At 57.0% G+C, this 21,962-nt stretch carries 19 protein-coding genes; 13 read left to right on the plus strand and 6 right to left on the minus strand.

Annotated features, from left to right (window positions below):
* The first annotated feature begins 33 nt into the window (after positions 1-33).
* Together pdxJ and acpS are read left to right on the plus strand one after the other, a co-directional pair.
* A complete protein-coding gene (gene pdxJ, locus O1722_RS06190) occupies positions 34-765 on the plus strand; it encodes a pyridoxine 5'-phosphate synthase (protein WP_015572143.1) in 732 nt (243 codons plus the stop codon).
* On the plus strand, positions 765-1,145 hold the full coding sequence (acpS, locus tag O1722_RS06195) for a holo-ACP synthase (protein ID WP_015572144.1): 381 nt from the start codon (positions 765-767) through the stop codon (positions 1,143-1,145). The genes pdxJ and acpS overlap by 1 nt, the downstream gene beginning before the upstream one ends.
* On the opposite strand, the gene O1722_RS06200 is transcribed toward acpS, so the two are convergent.
* A complete protein-coding gene (locus tag O1722_RS06200) occupies positions 1,142-1,402 on the minus strand; it encodes a YfhL family 4Fe-4S dicluster ferredoxin (RefSeq protein WP_003860704.1) in 261 nt (86 codons plus the stop codon). The two genes, acpS and O1722_RS06200, sit on opposite strands and share 4 nt — an antisense overlap.
* Before the next feature lie 56 nt (positions 1,403-1,458).
* Positions 1,459-2,307 carry a MurR/RpiR family transcriptional regulator gene (locus O1722_RS06205; protein ID WP_003860702.1) on the minus strand — a complete coding sequence of 283 codons (849 nt, stop codon included), beginning with the start codon at positions 2,305-2,307 and terminating at the stop codon, positions 1,459-1,461.
* A gap of 118 nt (positions 2,308-2,425) precedes the next feature.
* Here O1722_RS06205 and murQ point away from each other — a divergent pair, with 118 nt between their 5' ends.
* Genes murQ through tadA form a run of 4 tightly spaced genes read left to right on the plus strand, consistent with a single transcriptional unit; the run spans position 2,426 to position 5,899 of the window.
* On the plus strand, positions 2,426-3,322 hold the full coding sequence (gene murQ, locus O1722_RS06210) for an N-acetylmuramic acid 6-phosphate etherase (protein WP_033487463.1): 897 nt from the start codon (positions 2,426-2,428) through the stop codon (positions 3,320-3,322).
* Between the two features lie 9 nt (positions 3,323-3,331).
* On the plus strand, positions 3,332-4,696 hold the full coding sequence (locus O1722_RS06215; protein ID WP_033487462.1) for a PTS transporter subunit EIIC: 1,365 nt from the start codon (positions 3,332-3,334) through the stop codon (positions 4,694-4,696).
* Between the two features lie 3 nt (positions 4,697-4,699).
* The gene (gene yfhb / locus O1722_RS06220) at positions 4,700-5,335 is read left to right on the plus strand and encodes a phosphatidylglycerophosphatase C (RefSeq protein ID WP_017383550.1); all 636 of its coding nucleotides are present in this window, start codon (positions 4,700-4,702) and stop codon (positions 5,333-5,335) included.
* Positions 5,336-5,359: 24 nt separating this feature from the next.
* Complete coding sequence (gene tadA / locus O1722_RS06225; RefSeq protein WP_023295164.1) at positions 5,360-5,899, plus strand: tRNA adenosine(34) deaminase TadA; 540 nt, start codon at positions 5,360-5,362, stop codon at positions 5,897-5,899.
* On the opposite strand, the gene mltF is transcribed toward tadA, so the two are convergent.
* Positions 5,787-7,337 carry a membrane-bound lytic murein transglycosylase MltF gene (gene mltF, locus O1722_RS06230; RefSeq protein WP_017692908.1) on the minus strand — a complete coding sequence of 517 codons (1,551 nt, stop codon included), beginning with the start codon at positions 7,335-7,337 and terminating at the stop codon, positions 5,787-5,789. The two genes, tadA and mltF, sit on opposite strands and share 113 nt — an antisense overlap.
* Before the next feature lie 267 nt (positions 7,338-7,604).
* Between mltF and purL the strand changes: the two genes are divergently transcribed.
* The 5 genes from purL (at position 7,605) to glnB (ending at position 15,960) form a co-directional block, all read left to right on the plus strand.
* Positions 7,605-11,492, plus strand: coding sequence for a phosphoribosylformylglycinamidine synthase (gene purL, locus O1722_RS06235; protein WP_023295163.1), 3,888 nt, complete (start codon positions 7,605-7,607; stop codon positions 11,490-11,492).
* Between the two features lie 532 nt (positions 11,493-12,024).
* A complete protein-coding gene (gene qseE / locus O1722_RS06240; RefSeq protein ID WP_003860691.1) occupies positions 12,025-13,458 on the plus strand; it encodes a two component system sensor histidine kinase QseE/GlrK in 1,434 nt (477 codons plus the stop codon).
* The gene (qseG, locus tag O1722_RS06245) at positions 13,455-14,207 is read left to right on the plus strand and encodes a two-component system QseEF-associated lipoprotein QseG (RefSeq protein WP_015572149.1); all 753 of its coding nucleotides are present in this window, start codon (positions 13,455-13,457) and stop codon (positions 14,205-14,207) included. The genes qseE and qseG overlap by 4 nt, the downstream gene beginning before the upstream one ends.
* Complete coding sequence (gene glrR / locus O1722_RS06250; protein ID WP_015572150.1) at positions 14,204-15,541, plus strand: two-component system response regulator GlrR; 1,338 nt, start codon at positions 14,204-14,206, stop codon at positions 15,539-15,541. The genes qseG and glrR overlap by 4 nt, the downstream gene beginning before the upstream one ends.
* 80 nt (positions 15,542-15,621) lie before the next feature.
* Positions 15,622-15,960, plus strand: coding sequence for a nitrogen regulatory protein P-II (glnB, locus tag O1722_RS06255; RefSeq protein WP_003860685.1), 339 nt, complete (start codon positions 15,622-15,624; stop codon positions 15,958-15,960).
* 80 nt (positions 15,961-16,040) lie between these two features.
* Here the strand turns inward: glnB and hmpA are convergent, their stop codons facing one another.
* Positions 16,041-17,231, minus strand: coding sequence for an NO-inducible flavohemoprotein (hmpA, locus tag O1722_RS06260; protein WP_017383546.1), 1,191 nt, complete (start codon positions 17,229-17,231; stop codon positions 16,041-16,043).
* Positions 17,232-17,535: 304 nt separating this feature from the next.
* On the opposite strand from hmpA, the gene glyA reads away from it, so the two are divergent.
* Positions 17,536-18,789, plus strand: coding sequence for a serine hydroxymethyltransferase (gene glyA, locus O1722_RS06265; protein WP_003860678.1), 1,254 nt, complete (start codon positions 17,536-17,538; stop codon positions 18,787-18,789).
* Between the two features lie 53 nt (positions 18,790-18,842).
* On the opposite strand, the gene O1722_RS06270 is transcribed toward glyA, so the two are convergent.
* Positions 18,843-19,265 carry a DoxX family protein gene (locus tag O1722_RS06270; protein ID WP_032671870.1) on the minus strand — a complete coding sequence of 141 codons (423 nt, stop codon included), beginning with the start codon at positions 19,263-19,265 and terminating at the stop codon, positions 18,843-18,845.
* Positions 19,266-19,437: 172 nt separating this feature from the next.
* Between O1722_RS06270 and O1722_RS06275 the strand changes: the two genes are divergently transcribed.
* On the plus strand, positions 19,438-20,577 hold the full coding sequence (locus O1722_RS06275; RefSeq protein ID WP_032671869.1) for a 3-phenylpropionate MFS transporter: 1,140 nt from the start codon (positions 19,438-19,440) through the stop codon (positions 20,575-20,577).
* Here the strand turns inward: O1722_RS06275 and csiE are convergent, their stop codons facing one another.
* On the minus strand, positions 20,578-21,855 hold the full coding sequence (gene csiE, locus O1722_RS06280) for a stationary phase inducible protein CsiE (protein ID WP_023295156.1): 1,278 nt from the start codon (positions 21,853-21,855) through the stop codon (positions 20,578-20,580).
* Between the last annotated feature and the right edge of the window lie 107 nt (positions 21,856-21,962).

Consider the following 21,962-nt stretch of genomic DNA (forward strand, 5'->3'; position numbering starts at 1 on the left):
GAAGGTAAATGAACAAAAATACCGAGGATTGTCATGGCTGAATTACTGTTAGGCGTCAACATCGATCACATCGCCACGTTACGTAATGCACGCGGTACCGCGTATCCCGATCCGGTTCAGGCGGCGTTTATCGCTGAGCAGGCTGGCGCCGACGGCATTACCGTTCACCTGCGTGAAGATCGTCGCCACATCACCGACCGGGACGTGCGCATCCTGCGTCAGACGCTGGACACCCGCATGAATCTGGAGATGGCGGTCACCGAAGAGATGCTGGCGATTGCCTGCGAGACCAAACCGCATTTTTGCTGCCTGGTGCCGGAAAAGCGTCAGGAAGTGACCACCGAAGGCGGTCTGGATGTGGCCGGGCAGCTCGACAAAATGCGCGATGCCTGCAAACGCCTGGCGGATGCCGGTATCCTGGTTTCTCTGTTTATCGACGCCGATTTCACCCAGATTAAAGCCGCTGCCGACGTGGGTGCGCCGTATATTGAAATTCACACCGGCTGCTATGCCGATGCCGAAAACGATGCAGCGCAGGCGAAAGAGCTGGAGCGAATCGCCAAAGCGGCAACCTACGCCGCGAGCCTGGGACTGAAGGTTAACGCCGGTCACGGCCTGACCTATCACAACGTAAAAGCCATCGCTGCCCTGCCGGAAATGCACGAGCTGAACATCGGCCACGCCATCATTGGCCGCGCGGTGATGAGCGGTCTTAAAGAAGCGGTTTCCGAGATGAAGCGCCTGATGCTGGAAGCGCGTCAGTAATGGCTATTCTGGGCTTAGGCACCGACATCGTTGAAATAGCCCGCATTGAAGCGGTGATCGCCCGGAGCGGCGATCGCCTCGCAAGACGCGTGCTGAGCGATAACGAATGGGCTATCTGGGAGGCGCATCAACAGCCGGTGCGCTTTCTGGCAAAGCGTTTCGCGGTAAAAGAGGCGGCGGCGAAAGCGTTCGGCACGGGCATTCGTAACGGCCTGGCGTTTAACCAGTTTGAAGTGTTTAACGATGAGCTGGGTAAGCCACGTCTACGTTTATGGGGCGAGGCGCTTAAGCTGGCGGAAAAGCTGGGCGTGGCGCACATGCACGTAACGCTTGCCGATGAACGCCACTACGCCTGTGCGACGGTGATCATCGAGAGTTAAATTTTGTCCGCATGGTGCATCAGGACAAACTTATCCCACAGCTGTTCTTCGTTCTCGACGTGTGCCGGATCTTTTAAGATCGTATTGGGAATGGGGCACACCTTCTGGCAGGTCGGCGTCTCATAGTGGCCGATGCATTCGGTGCAGCGGTCGCTGTTAATCTCATAAATGCTGTCGCCCATCGAAATCGCCTCGTTCGGGCATTCGGGTTCGCACATATCGCAGTTGATGCATTTTTTGGTGATTAACAGCGCCATCAGGAAATTCTCAGAAACATCACAAACAGGGCGGGCATTATACGCTCATTCGTTGTTCAGACCAGTTTTTTTACCAGCTCTTCGCTGTGACGAATACGCTCTGGCGCACGCTCCAGATCCTGCTGAACCAGCGCCATAAACAGCAGGTCCGTCAGCATCATCTGCGCACTCGTCGACGAAATCGCCGCACTGCGAGTGGCCTGTTCCTCGGCAATGGTATACAGACAGCGGGTGGCCCGTTGCTGGAGCGCATTCGGGCTGAAGCCAGTAATCGCCAGAATTTTTCCTCCTACGCGCAGGGCTTCGTCGGTAGCCATATTAATTTCACGACGCTCGCCGGAATAGGAGATGGCCAGCAGTAAATCGTCAGGATCCATGGCCTGCACGGTCGCCAGCAGCGCGTGCATATCCTGTTCAACGATGGCGTTATAGCCGATTTTTGTCAGCTTCCAGCCAAAGTTACGCGCAACCAGTCCGGAGGCGCCGATCCCGGTCAATACAATACGCCGCGCGTCGCGAAGCATGGCTACGCTTTCCAGCAGCTTCTCTTCCGTGTTCACATCCAGCGTGGCATGCATTGCCGCCACGTTCTCTTTGATCAGCTTTTCGCCGACCAGACGCATCGGATCGTCGCCGCGGATCTGGTTATGCACCGGCATTGACTGCGGATTAGGGTTGCTTACCAGTGCTTCACTGATCGCCAGTTTTAGCGCCGGAAAGCCTTTATAGCCTATCTTCTGGGCAAATTTCACCACGCTCGACTGGCTCACCCCGGCTTCGCCTGCCAGCTGCTGGGAGCTGAGGTGTCGCGCGCGATCGGGCTGGGAAAGTAAATAATCCGCCAGCTTTTTGTCACTCTGGGCAAACCCTGCGTAGCGCTGGCGAATACGAATTAAACAGTTCATACGGTCTCCTGGCGAAAATGTGATTACCCGCGCAAATACGAATTTTGCTCGCCTGAATGAATTTTATATTCCATTATAGTGCGTTTATTATGAATTAAAAATTCCAGAGGTAAATAACATGAATCTAGGCTCTCTTGTTTCTGAAATGCGTAACCCGCAAACCATGGATCTTGATGCACTGTCCACGCTGGAGCTGGTAAACCGCTTTAATCAACAGGATACCCTCGTCGCGCTGGCAGTCAAAGAGACATTGCCCGAGGTGGCGAAAGCCGTAGACGCCGCTGCCGACTCTCTGAAAGCAGGAGGACGCATTATTTACATGGGGGCGGGTACCAGTGGGCGACTCGGTGTGCTGGATGCCTCAGAATGTCCCCCGACCTTTGGCGTTCCGCACGGTCTGGTCGTTGGCCTGATTGCCGGTGGCCCCGGCGCGCTGCTGAAAGCGGTGGAAGGGGCAGAAGACAATAAACAGCTTGGGGAAGACGATCTCAGGGCGCTGAACCTGACCGCGCAGGATCTGGTCGTCGGGCTGGCGGCTTCTGGTCGTACGCCGTACGTCATTGGTGGGCTGGAATACGCCAGACAGACGGGATGTACCACGGTGGCCATCTCTTGTAACCCGGGTTCGCCGATTGCGCAGGTGGCCGCCATTGCCATCTCTCCGGTCGTCGGGCCGGAAGCGCTCACCGGCTCCACGCGCCTGAAATCGGGAACCGCGCAGAAGCTGGTGCTCAATATGATCTCCACCGGCGCGATGGTGAAATTCGGCAAGGTCTACCAAAACCTGATGGTGGATATGCAGGCCACCAACGTCAAGTTGGTGGACAGAGCCTGCCGCATGGTGATAGAGGCGACAGGGGCAGGTCGGGAAGAGGCGGAAGCGGTACTCAAACAGACCGATTACGACGTCAAACCCGCCATTCTGATGATATTAACCGGGCTGGATGCAGCCGCGGCCAGAGCCAGGCTCGAAGCCCATCACGGGTTTTTACGGGCGGCATTAGAACACCAATAAGAGGCGTGTATGGACAAAACAGCAGCGCTCGCCAGCGACATCCTGCTTGGGATCGGTGGGGAAAAAAATATTCAGCGTCTGGAAAACTGCATGACGCGTGTACGCGTCGAGGTGCACAACGACGAAAAGCTTGATTTAACGCGCCTGAAGCAGCTCCCCGGCGTGAGCGGGTACGTTAAACAGGGGCAACAGCACCAGCTGATTGTCGGTCCGGGCAAAGCGGCGCAGGTGGTTGATGCCATGCGCGCCCTGATGACGGGCAGTGAAACGGCTCCCGCCTTTGACGACGCGGAACACACCAAAGCGCAGGCGAAAGCCAAATACAAAGCCCCCATGAGCGATGCGCTGCGCCAGCTGGCAAACGTCTTTATTCCTCTGATCCCGGCGTTTATCGCATCGGGGCTGATCACCGGGATTATCAATATCCTCAAGCGTCCGGATATTGTCGGGAATTTCGCCACCCAGTATCCGAACCTGCTGGGTATTCTGGCGATTTTCGGCAGCGCGGTGTTTGCCATCATGAACATTCTGGTGGGGGTAAACACGGCCAAAGTGTTCGGCGGCTCGCTGGCGATGGGCGGCGTAATGGCGGGTATCCTCTCCAGCCCGCAGCTGGCGCAGATTACGCTGTTTGGCGAGGCGCTTCAGCCAGGCCGCGGTGGGGTGATTGCCGTGCTGCTGGTGGTCATTCTGATGTGCTGGATCGAGAAAAAGCTGCGCGCGTTGCTGCCAGGCTCGATTGAGCTGATCCTCAACCCGCTGCTGACCACATTGATTACCGGGAGCGTGGCGATTGTGGCGCTGCAACCGTTAGGCGGCGCGATCTCTGAAGCCATCGCCCACGGCGCGTCTCTGGCGATCGATCGCGGCGGGCTGCTGGTGGGGGCCGTGCTGTCCGGGACCTTCCTGCCGTTAGTGCTGACCGGTCTGCATCAGGGGCTGGTGCCGATCCACGTCGAACTGGTACAGGCGCACGGCTATAACGCACTGCTGCCGATCCTGTCGATGGCGGGCGTTGGGCAGGTCGGCGCGGCCATCGCGGTGCTGATGAAAACCCGCAACGCGCGTCTGAAAAAGGTCATTAAAGGGGCGCTGCCGGTCGGGTTACTCGGTATCGGCGAACCGTTGATTTTCGGCGTGACCTTGCCGCTGGGTAAGCCGTTCCTGGCCGCCTGCCTCGGTGGCGCGGTGGGCGGGGCGTTAATCAGCTACTGGAAAGTGGCGACCGTCATTACCTTCGGGATCTCCGGTTTACCGCTGGCATTAACCATCGTGACCGGAAAAGTGATGCTCTATCTGTTAGGCTATCTGGTAGCGGTGATCGCCGGGTTCCTGTTTACCTGGCTGTTAGGATTCAACGACCCAGAGGAGTAAGGTTTGGCCAGTCACGAGCGTCGCGTTGTCTTTTTTGATCTGGATGGAACGCTGCATCAGCAGGATATGTTCGGCACCTTTATGCGCTACCTGCTGCGGCGCCAGCCCCTTAACGCGTTGCTGGTATTACCCCTGTTACCCGTTATTGGTATCGCGCTGCTGGTGAAAGGCCGTGCAGCGCGCTGGCCGATGAGCCTGCTGCTCTGGGGATGCACGTTTGGTCATAGCGAAGCGCGCCTTAAGCAGCTCGAACAGGATTTTGCGCACTGGTTTCGCGGGCACGTCGCCGCGTTTCCCGTGGTACAGGCGCGCCTGACCAGCTATCTCGACGCCAACGATGCCGATATCTGGCTGATTACCGGCTCCCCGCAGACGCTGGTGGAGCATGTCTATTTTGATACGCCCTGGCTGCCGCGCGTGAATCTTATCGCGACACAAATCGCGCGCGGCTACGGCGGCTGGGTGCTGACTATGCGCTGCCTCGGACATGAAAAAGTGGTGCAGCTGGAGAAACGCATCGGTACGCCGCTGCGTCTGTACAGCGGCTACAGCGACAGCAAGCAGGACAACCCGCTGCTCTATTTTTGCCAGCACCGCTGGCGCGTCACGCCTCTGGGCGAACTTCAGCAACTCGAATAGTCTTATCTGTACCGGCTGTGTATAATGCCGCCCGCTTTTCGACTGGAGTATCAGCCCTTGTCCAACCCTGAACACAATCATGAATACTGGATGCGCCATGCGCTGGCGCTGGCTCAGCGCGCCTGGGACGAGGGCGAAGTGCCCGTGGGCGCGGTACTGGTCCATAACAATCAGGTGATTGGGGAAGGGTGGAACCGTCCGATTGGCCGTCACGATCCTACCGCGCATGCTGAAATTATGGCGCTGCGTCAGGGCGGACTGGTGCTGCAAAACTATCGTCTGCTTGATACCACCCTGTATGTCACCCTTGAGCCGTGCGTAATGTGCTCCGGGGCGATGGTGCACAGCCGAATCGGTACGCTGGTGTTTGGCGCGCGGGATGAAAAGACGGGCGCTGCTGGTTCACTGATGGACGTACTTGGGCATCCGGGGATGAACCACCAGGTGAAAACTATCGGCGGGGTACTTGCACCAGAATGTTCGGGTCTGTTAAGTGACTTTTTTCGAATGCGTCGGCAGCAGAAAAAGCAACAAAAGGCAGAATTGAAACCGCAGGATGATTAAGCTCGTCCGGTGCGACCACCGGATAGCTTTCAGCCAGCTGTTGCGCCTCGGCCGCCTCTTTTTCTTTCTCCAGCAGATATCCCACCAGGCTTATCTGGTACTTACGAATATTTTCCACGTAGGCATACGCTTCATGCCCGCGCGCATAGCCGTACGTCAGCTTCTGGTACCACTGTTTCTGGCTAAGCAGCGGCAGGCGCTGTTTTACATCTGACCAGCTGTCCGGGTTACCTTTGGTTTTCGCCGTCAGCGCCCGCGCGTCGAGCATGTGCGCATAACCCATGTTATAGGCGGCCAGCGCAAACCAGATCCGCTCCCCTTCCGGGACCGTCTCCGGCACTTTCGCCATCATATCCTGTAAATACTGCGCGCCGCCGCTGATGCTCTGTTCCGCATCGGTCCGGTCGCTGATGCCGAGGCTCTGGGCGGTATTTTTGGTCAGCATCATCAACCCGCGCACGCCCGTGGGGGAGGTGGCCTGAGCATCCCAGTGCGATTCCTGGTAGGAAATCGCCGCCAGCAGCTTCCAGTCAATCTCCTGGGCGTACTTCTCAAACAGCGGTTGCAGATCCGGCAGCACGCTGTCCACCGCGCGCAGGAAGGTGCGGGTGTCAACGTAATCAAAATCGTCTCCGTGACCGAGATATTTCTCTTCCAGGCGCGCCAGGGTGCCGTCTTCATTGATGGAATTAAAGAAATCGAGCATAGCCGCAGAGACGGTTTGATCGTCGTCCAGCTGGGTAAACCAGGTCACCGGCTGTTCGTCGGTCACATCCAGCGCCACGGCAATTTCAGGATGAACGCGCTGGAAAAGGCTGATCGCCACCGAATCAGCAATGGTATAGGCCAGCTTTTTATCTTTTACCTGCTCCAGTAATTCGGTCGTGCCGAGTTTAGGATCGACCGTCCAGCTGAGGTTCGGGTATTTTTTCTCTTTCAACGCCCGCAGATCGTCAATCACCACATGGCCTGGCGCAATGGTCAATTGCTGGTCGGTGATGTCGGCCAGTGAGCGCGGGCGCAGGCTACCCACACGATAAACCACCTGCTGCGACACGGAGTAATAGGTCGGGCCCGGCTGATAGTTTTTGCTGCGTTCGCTGTTGTACACCAGACCTGCGGCGAGAATATCGGCACGGTCATGGTCCAAATCATCAAACAGCTGGTTGATGTTCTGCCGCACGGTAACTTTCAGCTTCACGCCCAGATAGTCCGCAAACAGCTGTGCCAGTTCGTAATCAAGACCGATAGTTTTACCGTTGATATCGTCGTAAATAAGCGGGGAGGAGAGGGTACTGACGCGCAACTCCCCCCGCTCCTGAATGGCGGCGATACGGTTTTCGGCCTTGCCGAACCAGGGGATAGACGGCCAGAGGGCCACTGCCAGCAGCAACGTAACAATGCCGATGAGCAGATAATTAATCTTTAATTTTTTCAATTAGTTAATTCTCTGCGACGCCGGTTGCCTCAGTGTGCTGTAGTCATGTTAAGAATAGAGTTTGCCATTGATTGAGCGGCATTTTGCGCAAAGTAGCGCCAGTTGGCAACCAATTAGAGAGACAGGTCACATCTATTGTTAAACATAAAGGATGATTTTATTTCGACGCAAACGGTTTCGTCGGCGCTCAGGATTCTCTATAATGACGCCCGTTTTCCCCCCTTGCGCACACTGTAAGCGCCCCGGCGCTTCGAAGACGAGAGACTTATGATGGAAATTCTGCGTGGTTCGCCTGCACTGTCTGCCTTCCGTATTAACAAACTGCTGGCACGTTTTCAGGCGGCCGACCTTCCGGTAAGCAATATTTACGCTGAGTATGTCCATTTTGCTGACCTGAACGCCCCCCTGAATGCAGAGGAGCGCGTACAGCTGGAACGCCTGCTTAAATATGGCCCAAGCCTGAGCAGCCATACGCCGACCGGCAAATTAATCCTCGCCACGCCACGCCCTGGCACCATCTCCCCCTGGTCTTCCAAAGCCACCGACATCGCTCACAACTGCGGCCTGAGCCAGATTAACCGTCTGGAGCGCGGTGTGGCGTACTATGTGGAAGCGTCAACCCTGAGCGACGCGCAGTGGCAGGTGGTTGCCGCAGAGCTGCACGACCGCATGATGGAGAGCGTGTTTGATTCTCTGGATGATGCGCAGAAACTGTTCTCCCACCATCAGCCTGCGCCGGTACAGAGCGTGGATCTGCTGGGGCAGGGGCGTCAGGCGCTGATCGACGCAAACCTGCGTCTTGGTCTGGCGCTCGCAGAAGATGAAATCGACTACCTTCAGGATGCATTCGTTAAGCTGAATCGCAACCCGAACGACATCGAACTGTATATGTTCGCGCAGGCCAACTCCGAGCACTGCCGCCACAAGATTTTCAACGCCGACTGGATTATCGACGGCGAACAGCAGCCGAAGTCGCTGTTCAAAATGATCAAAAACACCATGGAGCAAACCCCTGATCATGTGCTGTCTGCTTATAAAGACAACGCCGCGGTGATGGAAGGTTCCGAGGTGGGCCGCTTCTTCGCCGACCGTGAAGCAGGGCGCTATGACTTCCACCAGGAGCCTGCGCATATCCTGATGAAAGTGGAAACCCACAACCACCCGACGGCCATTTCTCCGTGGCCGGGGGCGGCGACCGGCTCCGGCGGTGAAATCCGTGACGAAGGTGCGACCGGTCGCGGCGCGAAACCAAAAGCGGGTCTGGTCGGTTTCTCCGTTTCCAACCTGCGTATTCCGGGCTTTGAGCAGCCGTGGGAAGAAGACTTCGGCAAGCCAGAGCGCATTGTCACCGCGCTGGATATCATGACCGAAGGCCCGCTGGGCGGCGCGGCGTTCAACAACGAATTTGGTCGTCCGGCGCTGAACGGTTACTTCCGTACCTACGAAGAGAAAGTGGACAGCCACAACGGCGAAGAGCTGCGCGGCTACCACAAACCGATCATGCTGGCGGGCGGGATTGGCAACATTCGCGCCGATCACGTGCAGAAAGGCGAGATCGTCGTCGGCGCGAAGCTGATCGTGCTCGGCGGCCCGGCAATGAACATCGGTCTGGGCGGCGGGGCAGCCTCGTCTATGGCTTCCGGCCAGTCTGATGCGGATCTCGACTTCGCGTCCGTGCAGCGCGACAACCCGGAAATGGAGCGCCGTTGTCAGGAAGTGATCGACCGCTGCTGGCAGCTCGGCGACGCCAACCCGATTCTGTTCATCCACGACGTGGGCGCGGGCGGCCTGTCCAACGCTATGCCTGAGCTGGTGAGCGACGGCGGTCGCGGCGGACGCTTCAACCTGCGCGATATCCTGAGCGATGAGCCGGGCATGAGCCCGCTGGAAATCTGGTGTAACGAATCCCAGGAGCGCTACGTGCTGGCGGTTGCCGCCGATCAGCTGCCGCTGTTTGACGAGCTGTGCCGCCGCGAGCGCGCGCCGTATGCGGTCATCGGTGAAGCGACCGAAGAGCAGCACCTTTCCTTAAGCGACACCCACTTTGACAACCAGCCGATCGATCTGCCGCTGGACGTGCTGCTCGGCAAAACGCCGAAGATGACCCGCGACGTGCAGACTCGCAAAGCGGCGGGCAAAGCGCTGGATCGCCAGGGCATCACCGTGGCAGAAGCGGTTAACCGCGTGCTGCACCTGCCTGCCGTGGCAGAGAAAACCTTCCTGGTCACCATCGGCGACCGTACCGTGACCGGTATGGTGTCGCGCGATCAGATGGTCGGCCCGTGGCAGATCCCGGTCGCTAACTGCGCCGTGACCACCGCGAGCCTCGACAGCTACTACGGCGAAGCGATGGCACTGGGCGAACGCACGCCAGTGGCGCTGCTGGACTTCGCCGCTTCTGCCCGTCTGGCGGTCGGTGAAGCGCTGACCAACATCGCCGCGACGCAGATTGGCGATATCAAACGCATCAAACTTTCCGCGAACTGGATGGCCGCTGCCGGTCACCCGGGCGAAGATGCCGGCCTGTACGAAGCGGTGAAAGCGGTGGGTGAAGAGCTGTGTCCTGCGCTCGGCCTGACCATTCCGGTGGGTAAAGACTCCATGTCGATGAAAACCCGCTGGCAGGAAGGTAACGAGCAGCGCGAGATGACCTCTCCGCTGTCGCTGGTGATCACCGCGTTTGCGCGCGTGGAAGACGTGCGTCATACCGTTACGCCGCAGCTTTCCACTGAAGATAACGCCCTGCTGTTGATTGACCTCGGCAAAGGCCATAACGCACTGGGCGCCACCGCGCTGGCGCAGGTTTACCGCCAGCTCGGCGATAAGCCAGCCGACGTGCGCGACGTCGCTCAGCTGAAAGGCTTCTACGACGCAATTCAGGCGCTGGTGGCGCAGCGTAAGCTGCTGGCCTACCACGACCGTTCCGATGGTGGCCTGCTGGTGACGCTGGCAGAGATGGCCTTCACCGGTCACTGCGGCGTTGAAGCAAACATTGCCACGCTTGGCGAAGACCGCCTGGCGGCGCTGTTTAACGAAGAGCTTGGCGCGGTCATTCAGGTACGCGCCGCAGATCGCGACGCGGTGGAAGCGATTCTGGCGCAGCACGGTCTGGCAGACTGCGTACACTATCTCGGTAAAGCGGTGCAGGGCGACCGCTTCGTGATTGAAGCCGACGGCCACGCGGTGTTCAGCGAAAGCCGCACCACGCTGCGTATGTGGTGGGCGGAAACCACCTGGCAGATGCAGCGCCTGCGTGACAATCCGGAATGCGCCGATCAGGAACACAACGCGAAGGCGAACGACAACGATCCTGGCCTGAACGTGAAGCTCAGCTTCGACATTAACGAAGACATTGCCGCGCCGTACATTGCGACCGGTGCGCGTCCGAAAGTAGCCGTGCTGCGCGAGCAGGGCGTTAACTCCCACGTTGAGATGGCGGCGGCCTTCCACCGGGCGGGCTTTGACGCCATCGACGTCCACATGAGCGACCTGCTGGCCGGGCGTACCGGGCTGGATGATTTCCAGGCGCTGGTCGCCTGCGGCGGTTTCTCCTACGGCGACGTGCTGGGCGCGGGCGAAGGCTGGGCGAAGTCTATTCTGTTCAACAGCCGCGTGCGTGACGAGTTCGAAACCTTCTTCCACCGTCCGCAGACGCTGGCGCTGGGCGTGTGTAACGGCTGTCAGATGATGTCTAACCTGCGCGAGCTGATCCCGGGCAGCGAAGCCTGGCCGCGCTTTGTGCGTAACCAGTCTGACCGCTTCGAAGCGCGCTTCAGCCTGGTAGAAGTGACCCAAAGCCCGTCTCTGCTGTTGCAGGGAATGGTCGGTTCACAGATGCCAATCGCGGTTTCGCACGGTGAAGGTCAGGTTGAAGTGCGTGATGCGGCGCACCTGGCTCAGCTTGAAAGCAAAGGACTGGTGGCGCTGCGCTTTGTTGATAACTTCGGCAAGGTCACCGAAACCTATCCGGCTAACCCGAACGGTTCGGCAAATGGCATTACCGCGGTCACCAGCGAAAGCGGTCGGGTGACGATCATGATGCCGCACCCGGAGCGTGTCTTCCGTACCGTTAGCAACTCCTGGCACCCGGAAAACTGGGGCGAGGACAGCCCGTGGATGCGCATTTTCCGCAACGCGCGTAAACAACTGGGTTAAGTTTCAACGCCCTGACTGTAGGCCCGGTAAGCGCGAGCGCCACCGGGCTTTTTTGTACCTGTCGCAAAATCGCGACAATCCTCTGGGTTAAGTGTCTCCAATAAGAGACACTTAACTTATTGATTTATATATGTCAGGACGGGTTCCCATTAAGGTGTTGCTTAATAGCGACACTTAGCCTGGAAATCATTCACCTGACAATCAATGCATTTTAATAATAAAACTATTATTAATCATAAGGATAGTATCAATTTTTGCAATCTGGCACGCACGTTGCATAATAGTAAGCAGTGGCTCATTCACCTTCTTATGTCAGCCCCTTCGGGACGTGCTACATAAACTTCGAATGACGCACAAAAAGGTGCCTGCCGTCCAACTACTGATTATTGCAATGCTTTATCAGGCCAGGGCGAAACGTCGAGTTAGGCACCGCCTTATTCCATGACAAAGCCGGGTTTTTACCCGGCTTTGTTGTATCTGAAGGGCAGACTCAGTTACGCTCTCCTCAAACCCGGATGATGAGAGTAATGTGTTGAAACGCTGGCCCGCTTTCCCTCGCTCCCTGCGACAGCTCGTTATGATGGCCTTCCTGCTGATCCTGCTACCTTTGCTGGTTCTGGCGTGGCAGGCATGGCAAAGCCTGAATGCGTTAAGTGCCCAGGCGGCCCTGACTAACCGCACCACGCTTATTGATGCCCGCCGTAGCGAGGCAATGACCAACGCCGCGCTGGAGATGGAGCGTAGCTATCGCCAGTACTGCGTGCTGGACGACCGCACGCTGGAGAGGGTCTATCAGAACCAGCGTAAACGCTACAGCGAAATGCTGGATGCCCATGCCGGGGTCTTGCCGGATGACAAACTCTATCAGGCGCTGCGTCAGGATCTGAACGATCTGGCGCAGCTCCAGTGCAAAAACAGCGGTCCTGATGCCGCCGCCGCCGCCCGACTTGAAGCCTTCGCGAACGCCAATACGGAGATGGTGCAGTCCACCCGTACGGTTATCTTTTCCCGTGGCCAGCAACTCCAGCAGGAGATTGCCGAGCGCGGCCAGTTCTTCGGCTGGCAGGCGCTGGTGCTGTTCCTCGTCAGCCTTGGGCTGGTACTGCTCTTTACCCGCATGATTATCGGCCCCGTAAAGGGGATCCAGCGGATGATTAACCGCCTGGGGGAGGGCAAATCTCTCGGGGATACGGTTGTTTTTAAAGGCCCGCGCGAGCTGCGCTCGGTCGGTCAGCGTATCATCTGGCTTTCTGAACGCCTGGCGTGGCTGGAATCGCAGCGTCATCAGTTCCTGCGCCATATCTCACACGAACTCAAAACACCGCTGGCCAGTATGCGTGAAGGCACGGAGCTGCTGGCAGACGAAGTAGCGGGGCCGTTAACCCCTGAGCAAAAAGAGATCGTGGCGATTCTGGATGCCAGTAGCCGCAATTTACAAAAACTTATTGAACAACTGCTGGACTATAACCGCAAGCTGGCGGATGGTGCTGTGGTGCTTGAAAGCGTTGAGATTGAACCGTTGGTGGACATGGTGATCTCCGCCCATAGCCTGCCAGCAAGAGCTAAAATGATGCATACCCAGGTGGATCTCAATGCGCCTTCCTGCCTGGCAGAGCCGATGCTGTTGATGAGCGTACTGGATAATCTTTATTCCAATGCGGTGCACTATGGTACTGAATCCGGTACCATTTATATCAGAAGCAATAACAACGGTTCGCGGGTATTTATTGACGTAGCGAATACGGGAAGCCCGATTCCGGATGATGAAAAAACGATGATCTTTGAGCCCTTCTTCCAGGGGAGTCATCAGCGAAAAGGTGCGGTAAAAGGAAGTGGTCTGGGGCTGAGTATTGCCCGCGACTGCATACGACGCATGCAGGGTGAGCTTAACATCGTGAGTGATGAACGCGCCGATGTCTGTTTTCGTATCGAACTGCCTCTTGAGCCGGAAAAATCAATGAAATGAATAACAACCTGGTGAGTATGTCACACGTCTTTTACCGCGCACTGCGCGCGGTGTTTTCCAGCAAAAATGTGCGCCTGAGCCTGCCCTGCTTACTGCTGGCCGGCTGTGTAACCCATGCGCCGAAAAGTGCAATTAGCCACAAACAGGAAGATAAATGGCCGCAAAAACAGCTGGCCGATTTCCTTTCAACACGTTGCGATGATATCTGGAACCTGTCGGGGCGTGATGTTGAATCCAATCCGCTGTTCTGGCTGCGCGGAATAGACTGCGCCCAGCGGCTGGCGCCCGCCGAGGCCCGTGCCCAGGCGGCGATGCTGGTGGACGATACCTGGCAGGACGCGTTTAAACGTGGGATCGTGATGGCGGATGCCAGAATCACGCCTGTCGAACGCCGCGCCAACGTGACGCGGCTGGATACTTACGTGATCAATATTCCCCCGCAGGTGCGCCCGGTCTATCAGCTCTGGCGGGATGGACAAACCCTGCAATTACAACTGTCTGAAGAGCGTTTCCGCTACAGCAAATTGCAGCAGTCGAGCGACAGCGAGCTTGATGCGCTTCGCCAGCAGCAGGAGTCGCTGCGCGAGCAGCTGGAAACCACCACCCGCAAGCTCGAAAATCTGACCGATATCGAAAGACAGCTCTCGACGCGTAAGCCGGCAGGCAGCTATCTGCCCGATGGGTCGAAAGGCAACTCTGCCACGACGCCAGACAGTGAGACGCCGAAACAAGAGGATGTGAAGCCATGACAAGCCGTAAACCTGCCCATCTGTTACTGGTGGATGACGATCCCGGGCTGTTAAAGCTGCTGGGAATGCGTCTGGTCAGCGAAGGCTACAGCGTGGTCACCGCTGAAAGCGGGCAGGAGGGGCTGAAAGTGCTCAGCCGCGAGAAAATCGATCTGGTGATCAGCGATTTGCGCATGGATGAAATGGATGGCCTGCAACTGTTCACGGAGATCCAGAAGCAGCAGCCCGGGATGCCGGTGATTATCCTCACCGCTCACGGATCTATTCCTGATGCGGTGGCCGCAACGCAGCAGGGGGTATTCAGCTTCCTCACCAAACCAGTGGATAAAGACGCTCTCTATAAAGCAATCGACAGCGCCCTTGAGCATGCGGCGCCATCCGGCGACGACGCCTGGCGTGAATCCATCGTGACGCGTAGCCCTGTGATGCTGCGCCTGCTGGAACAGGCGCGGATGGTGGCGCAATCCGACGTTAGCGTGCTGATCAACGGCCAGAGCGGGACCGGGAAAGAGATCCTGGCCCAGGCGATCCACAACGCCAGCCCGCGCAGTAAAAATGCCTTTATTGCCATCAACTGTGGCGCGCTGCCGGAACAGCTGCTTGAGTCTGAGCTCTTCGGCCATGCCCGCGGCGCCTTTACCGGCGCGGTGAGCAGCCGTGAAGGGCTGTTCCAGGCGGCTGAGGGGGGCACGCTGTTTCTTGATGAAATTGGCGATATGCCCGCGCCGTTGCAGGTCAAACTGCTGCGCGTGTTGCAGGAGCGAAAAGTGCGTCCGCTTGGCAGCAACCGCGATATCGATATCAACGTGCGTATTATTTCCGCTACCCATCGCGATTTACCCAAGGTGATGGCGCGCAACGAGTTCCGTGAAGATCTTTACTATCGACTGAATGTCGTCAACCTGAAAATCCCGGCGCTGGCCGAGCGTGCGGAAGATATCCCGCTGCTGGCAAATCACCTTTTGCGCCAGGCCGCTGACCGCCACAAACCATTCGTGCGCGCGTTCTCCACCGATGCGATGAAACGCCTGATGACCGCAAGCTGGCCGGGCAACGTACGCCAGCTGGTGAACGTGATTGAGCAGTGCGTGGCGCTGACGTCATCGCCGGTGATCAGCGATGCGCTGGTGGAGCAGGCGCTCGAGGGGGAAAACACGGCCTTACCGACGTTTGCGGAAGCGCGAAACCAGTTCGAGCTGAACTATCTGCGTAAGCTGCTGCAAATCACCAAAGGCAACGTGACCCACGCGGCGCGCATGGCCGGGCGTAACCGTACCGAGTTTTATAAATTGCTCTCACGCCACGAGCTGGAAGCGAACGATTTTAAAGAGTAATACCGCAAAATTCGCCTGAATATGATACTGTGAGCAACCGATTACGAGGCTGCTTACTGGCAAGAGTTTAAGGACCCACCATGAAAAAGATTGATGCGATTATTAAACCTTTCAAACTGGATGATGTACGTGAAGCGCTGGCAGAAGTAGGCATCACCGGGATGACCGTAACTGAAGTGAAAGGTTTTGGTCGTCAGAAGGGCCACACCGAGCTATACCGTGGCGCAGAGTACATGGTGGACTTTCTGCCGAAAGTGAAAATCGAGATTGTGGTGAGCGATGATATCGTCGATACCTGTGTGGATACCATCATCCGCACGGCGCAGACCGGTAAAATTGGCGACGGGAAAATCTTCGTCTTTGACGTGGCGCGCGTGATCCGTATCCGTACCGGCGAAGAAGACGACGCGGCGATTTAACATTCTTGCCGGGTGGCGCTGCGCGTACCCGGCCTAAAAAACCCTTCGTAGGCCCGTGCAAGCGCAGCGCCGCCGGGCGATTACAGCACTTTATGCGGGCCGAAACATTCGTAATGAATGTTGTCTTTATTCACGCCCAGGTCTACCAGCTGCTTCGCGGCATACTGCATAAACGCTACTGGCCCACAAACGTAGAACTGCATCCCCGGTGCGCTGAACGCCCCTTCATGCTGCCCTAAATTCATCAGGCCTTCGCTGTCGAAACGAGCCGCTGCGCGGTCTGCCTCCGTCGGCAGGCGATACCAGGTATGCGCGGTGAAACGCGGCAGGGTCGCTCCGAGCGCTTTGACTTCATCCGCAAAGGCGTGCACATCACCGTTCTCCGCCGCGTGGAACCAGTTAACCTGCGCGCTGTGGTTTGCTTTCGCCAGCGTATCCAGCATCGCCAGCATTGGCGTCTGACCTACGCCTGCGGAGATCAGCGTCACCGGGGTATTCGTTTCAACGGCCATAAAGAAATCGCCCGCCGGTGCCGCCAGATGGACCACGTCGCCCACGCTGGCTTCGTTATGCAGCCAGTTGGATACCTGACCGCCTTCCTCACGTTTAACCGCAATGCGATAGCCTTTGCCGTCTGGCTTGCGGGTCAGGGAGTACTGGCGAATCTCCTGGTGCGGGAAGCCTTCAGGCTTCAGCCAGACGCCCAGATACTGGCCCGGCTGGTAATCGGCAACCGGCTGACCGTCCACTGGCTCAAACTCAAAGCTGGTGATCAGTGCGCTGCGCGGGGTTTTCTCAACGATGCGGAAGGCGCGCGTGCCTTCCCAGCCGCCATTCTTGCTGGCGTTTTCGCTGTAGATCTGCGCTTCACGGTTGATGAATACGTTTGCCAGTACGCCATAGGCCTTACCCCAGGCATCCAGTACTTCCTGGCCCGGGCTGAACATTTCGTCCAGGGTTGCCAGCAGGTGACTGCCGACGATGTTGTACTGCTCAGGTTTGATCTGGAAGCTGGTGTGCTTCTGGGCGATTTTTTCCACCGCAGGCAGCAGAGCCGGCAGGTTTTCGATGTTGCTGGCATAGGCGGCAATAGCGTTAAACAGCGCTTCGCGCTGATCGCCGTTACGCTGGTTGCTCATGTTGAAAATCTCTTTGAGCTCCGGGTTATGCGCGAACATGCGATCGTAGAAATGGGCGGTCAGTTTAGGACCCGTTTCAACCAGCAGGGGGATTGTGGCTTTCACGGTAGCGATGGTTTGGGCGTCGAGCATAGCAGCTTCCTTCTGATGTTACTTTAATGATGTATTTTATATGCATCTTATAAAAATACCCCTGCAATGTAAATGGTTCTTTGCATCGTGAAAAATATGCATCACAAAGCTGAAAAGAAATCCGTTGAAAATGGCGAGAGCTTTATTGCTCAAACCCTTGCGTGGCGTGGAGGTAAACGTTTGCGTAAAATCGTTTGTCAAGACCTGTTATCGCAGAACTATTCAGTTATACTGTTGCCCGTCGTCCAACAGGACTGCCTTTTCAGGCCAAAAATTTACTTGTTAGCTGAGTCAGGAGATGCGGATGTTAAAGCGTGAAATGAACATTGCCGATTATGATGCCGAACTGTGGCAGGCTATGGAGCAGGAAAAAGTACGTCAGGAAGAGCACATCGAACTGATCGCCTCCGAAAACTACACCAGCCCGCGCGTGATGCAGGCGCAGGGTTCTCAGCTGACCAACAAATATGCTGAAGGTTATCCGGGCAAGCGCTACTACGGCGGTTGCGAATACGTTGATATCGTTGAGCAGCTGGCGATTGACCGTGCGAAAGAACTCTTTGGCGCTGACTACGCGAACGTCCAGCCGCACTCTGGCTCTCAGGCTAACTTCGCTGTTTACACCGCGCTGTTGCAGCCGGGCGATACCGTTCTGGGTATGAACCTGGCGCAGGGCGGCCACCTGACTCACGGCTCCCCGGTTAACTTCTCTGGCAAACTGTACAATATCATCCCTTACGGTATTGATGAGTCCGGTAAAATTGACTACGAAGACATGGCGAAGCAGGCCAAAGAGCACAAGCCGAAGATGATCATCGGTGGCTTCTCTGCTTACTCCGGCATCGTTGACTGGGCAAAAATGCGTGAAATCGCTGACAGCATCGGCGCGTACCTGTTCGTCGACATGGCGCACGTTGCCGGTCTGATTGCGGCAGGCGTTTACCCGAACCCGGTTCCACATGCGCACGTTGTGACCACCACCACCCACAAAACCCTGGCAGGTCCACGCGGTGGCCTGATCCTGGCGAAAGGCGGTGACGAAGAGCTGTATAAAAAACTGAACTCCGCCGTGTTCCCAAGCGCCCAGGGCGGCCCGCTGATGCACGTTATCGCCGCGAAAGCCGTCGCGCTGAAAGAAGCGATGGAGCCAGAGTTCAAGGTTTACCAGCAGCAGGTTGCTAAAAACGCCAAAGCGATGGTGGAAGTGTTCCTGAACCGTGGCTACAAAGTGGTGTCTGGCGGGACTGAAAACCACCTGTTCCTGCTGGACCTGGTTGATAAGAACCTGACCGGTAAAGAAGCTGACGCTGCCCTCGGCCGCGCCAACATCACCGTGAACAAAAACAGCGTGCCAAACGATCCGAAGAGCCCGTTCGTGACCTCCGGTATCCGTATCGGTTCTCCGGCCGTAACTCGCCGTGGCTTTAAAGAAGCGGAAGTGAAAGAGCTGGCGGGCTGGATGTGTGACGTTCTGGACAACATCAATGACGACGCGGTTATCGAGCGCGTTAAAGGTAAAGTGCTGGACATCTGCGCACGCTTCCCGGTTTACGCATAATTCTCTGCGTCGCAAAACTGAAAAAGGCCGCTCATGCGGCCTTTTTTTATGGGCTAACGTCGGTCAAGGGAGATGGCCCCCGGCCCGGTAATCGCCAGCAAAATAAAGGCGCCAGCGATACTTACATTTTTGTAGAAGTTAATCATATTTGGCAGAACCGCATCGCCCGTCATATCCCAGTAGTGGTGACCAATCACCGCTGTTCCCAGCGTATAGAAGACAAAGATCACCGCGAGGGGGCGGGTGAAAAAGCCCAGTACAATCAGAATCGCGGCGGGGACTTCCATCACCACCGCAACAATGGCGGCCAGCATGGGCATGGGGGCGCCGAGCGACGTCATATACTGAACGGTGCCGCTAAACCCCGTCAGCTTGGGATAACCGAAAATAATAAACAGGACCACAATAGCAATGCGGGCAATTAAAAGCAGGAAAGAACGAGAGGAGCCGAAATCGAAATAACGTAAGCTGTTCATGGCAAACGACCTCTTCAGGCGATGTCTTATAAACGTAATACAGTTTTACCGCTCTCGCCATACGCTGTCCGGCTGGTGATGATGTTAATTTATCGTTAATTTATAGCGCGCTAACGACTTGCTAAAGTCAGGGATTAACGCCAGACTATCGCCTCCATTTCGGGAGGGATTCATGGTCTTGCATTCCACGCGCTGGCTGGCGCTCAGCTATTTCACCTATTTCTTTAGTTACGGTATTTTTTTGCCTTTCTGGAGCGTCTGGCTCAAGGGAATTGGTCTGACGCCTGAGACCATTGGCATCCTGCTGGGCGCGGGGCTGGTGGCACGTTTCCTGGGTAGCCTGCTGATTGCGCCCCGCGTCAGCGATCCCTCCTTACTGATTAAAGCGGTGCGAATTCTGGCCCTGCTGACGCTGGTCTTTGCGGCCTGCTTCTGGGTCAGCCATCAGTTTGCCTGGCTGATGGTGGTAATGGTTGGCTTTAATCTGTTCTTCTCCCCGCTGGTGCCGCTGACGGATGCCCTGGCGAACACCTGGCAAAAGCAGATCATCATGGACTATGGCCGCGTGCGCCTGTGGGGATCGATTGCCTTCGTGATCGGCTCTGCGCTGGTCGGGAAACTGGTCAGCCTCTATGACTATCGTGCCATTCTGGCGCTGTTAACGCTCGGCATCGCCTCGATGCTGCTCGGTATGTTGCTGCGTCCGTCGGTAATGCCGCAGGGCGAAAGCCGCCATCAGGAGAGCGCCGGCTGGCCCGCCTGGCGCTCGCTGGTGGCGCAAAGCTGGCGTTTCCTGGCCTGCGTCTGTCTGCTCCAGGGGGCACATGCGGCCTATTACGGCTTCAGCGCCATCTACTGGCAGGGGGCGGGCTACTCGGCTTCTGCGGTAGGCTACCTGTGGTCGCTCGGCGTGGTGGCGGAGGTCATTATCTTCGCGCTGAGCCAAAAACTTTTCCGTCGTTTCGGGGCGCGTGACCTGCTGCTGCTTTCCGCCGTGTGCGGCGTGGTGCGCTGGGGCATCATGGGCTGGACGACGGAGCTGCCGTGGCTGATTGTGGCGCAAATTCTGCACTGCGGAACCTTCACCGTGTGCCATCTGGCGGCGATGCGCTACATCGCGGCGCGAGAGGGTGGGGACGTTATTCGTCTTCAGGCGGTCTATTCAGCGGTGGCGATGGGCGGCAGTATTGCGGTGATGACCGTATTTGCCGGTTTCCTCTATCAGCACCTGGGGCACGGTGTGTTCTGGGTGATGGCGCTGGTCGCTTTACCTGCCATCGTCATCCGCCCTAAAGTCGCTGCTCGCACGTAACTACGATTCGAGCATAACGCGAATATGTTCCTGCTGCTGCGTGTTCAGGGTCTCAACGGCATGAATGAGCGGCGGCGAGAACAGCGGCAGGGCGGTTGGATAAGGCGTAATGACCAGCGCTGCCTCGCGGGGGGCGCCCTCCTTCTTAAACGCCTCCAGGCTAAGATAACGAATATTGAGCGGCAGCAGCGTCAGCTCGCGAAGCTGCTGCTCAATTAACGCTTCGCAGGCTTTATCTTCCCCCGTTAACAGGACCACCTGTTTTTCATGCAGGTCGGTCTCCTGCATCAGCCAGGCACCAAAAATCACCGCCACCAGCGCCATCTCTTCACCGGAGAATCGCAGACCAAATTCGGCTTCCAGCTCAAACAGCGCCTCTTTAGTGGTGCGCAGCAGCCGGGGGTATAAACGGTGGATCTCTTCCGGCAGACTGTTGTCGATGCCGATGTCAAATAAGGAGCGGTCCAGCGCCTGAGCCAGATGAATATAAAGCTGATCGGTCAGCCCTTGCTCATCGCTGAAGTTCATCCCGGTTTGCGCCCGGAAACGGGCAATCATACGCACGATGGCGCGACGCAGGCGCTGATCCTGCTGGTGTTTATCCATCACCGGGTCGGGTGTGCGAAGCATCATAAACAGCAGTGCCAGGAACAGCTGTTCATCGCTGTGCGTTCCCTGCGGGACGCGCCGTTTCCAGTGGCGGACAATTTCCTGCGCCGTAAAGTATTCCCCTCGGGACTGCGTCCAGCTGCGCTGAACGGGCGAAAACTCTGGCGTATTGCCCAGATGATGCTGAATCAGACAATATTGCAGATAAAGCTGTAAAAACTGTACGTCGCGGGACTCAAACTGGCGCTGAAGCTTGCGCGCACAAAAGTTGATAAGCGCCCGAAGGTTCGCATCGTCATAAAGCGGGCGGGCAATGCCGTGCTGTTTAAGCGCGGTTTTTAAGGCAGGGGTAAACTGTTGGGCGACAAAATGTGGACAGAGCCGAAGCGCCCTGCGCAGCCAGTGCAGCAGGCACAAACGTTGATTCAGGGCGGAACCCTCAATTCGGTAGCAGCCATCATGGTGCGTGACGATATCAAGCCGATGATAGCGCTGGATTTCATCGCGCGTCTCGGCTATATCTTGCCGTGCCATGACGTCGTCCACGCCGTTGGCAGCGATTATGCTCTGTGCGGTGATGGCAGCATCGGGCAGGTAAAGCATCAAAAGCACCTGGCAGCGGCGCTGCGAACTGGAAAGCACAGATGGAATTTCAAGCGTCGTCATCATCTGTCGGGTATCCAGTGTGAATGTTTGATAAGAATAGCTAAAGGATGGGCGCTGAAAAGCGCACCGGCAGGCCTTTCACTCAGGATTGCTGGCGAACATCACAGAAT

The sequence above is a fragment of the Enterobacter cloacae complex sp. HYC003_NIDB genome, from assembly GCF_056673375.1.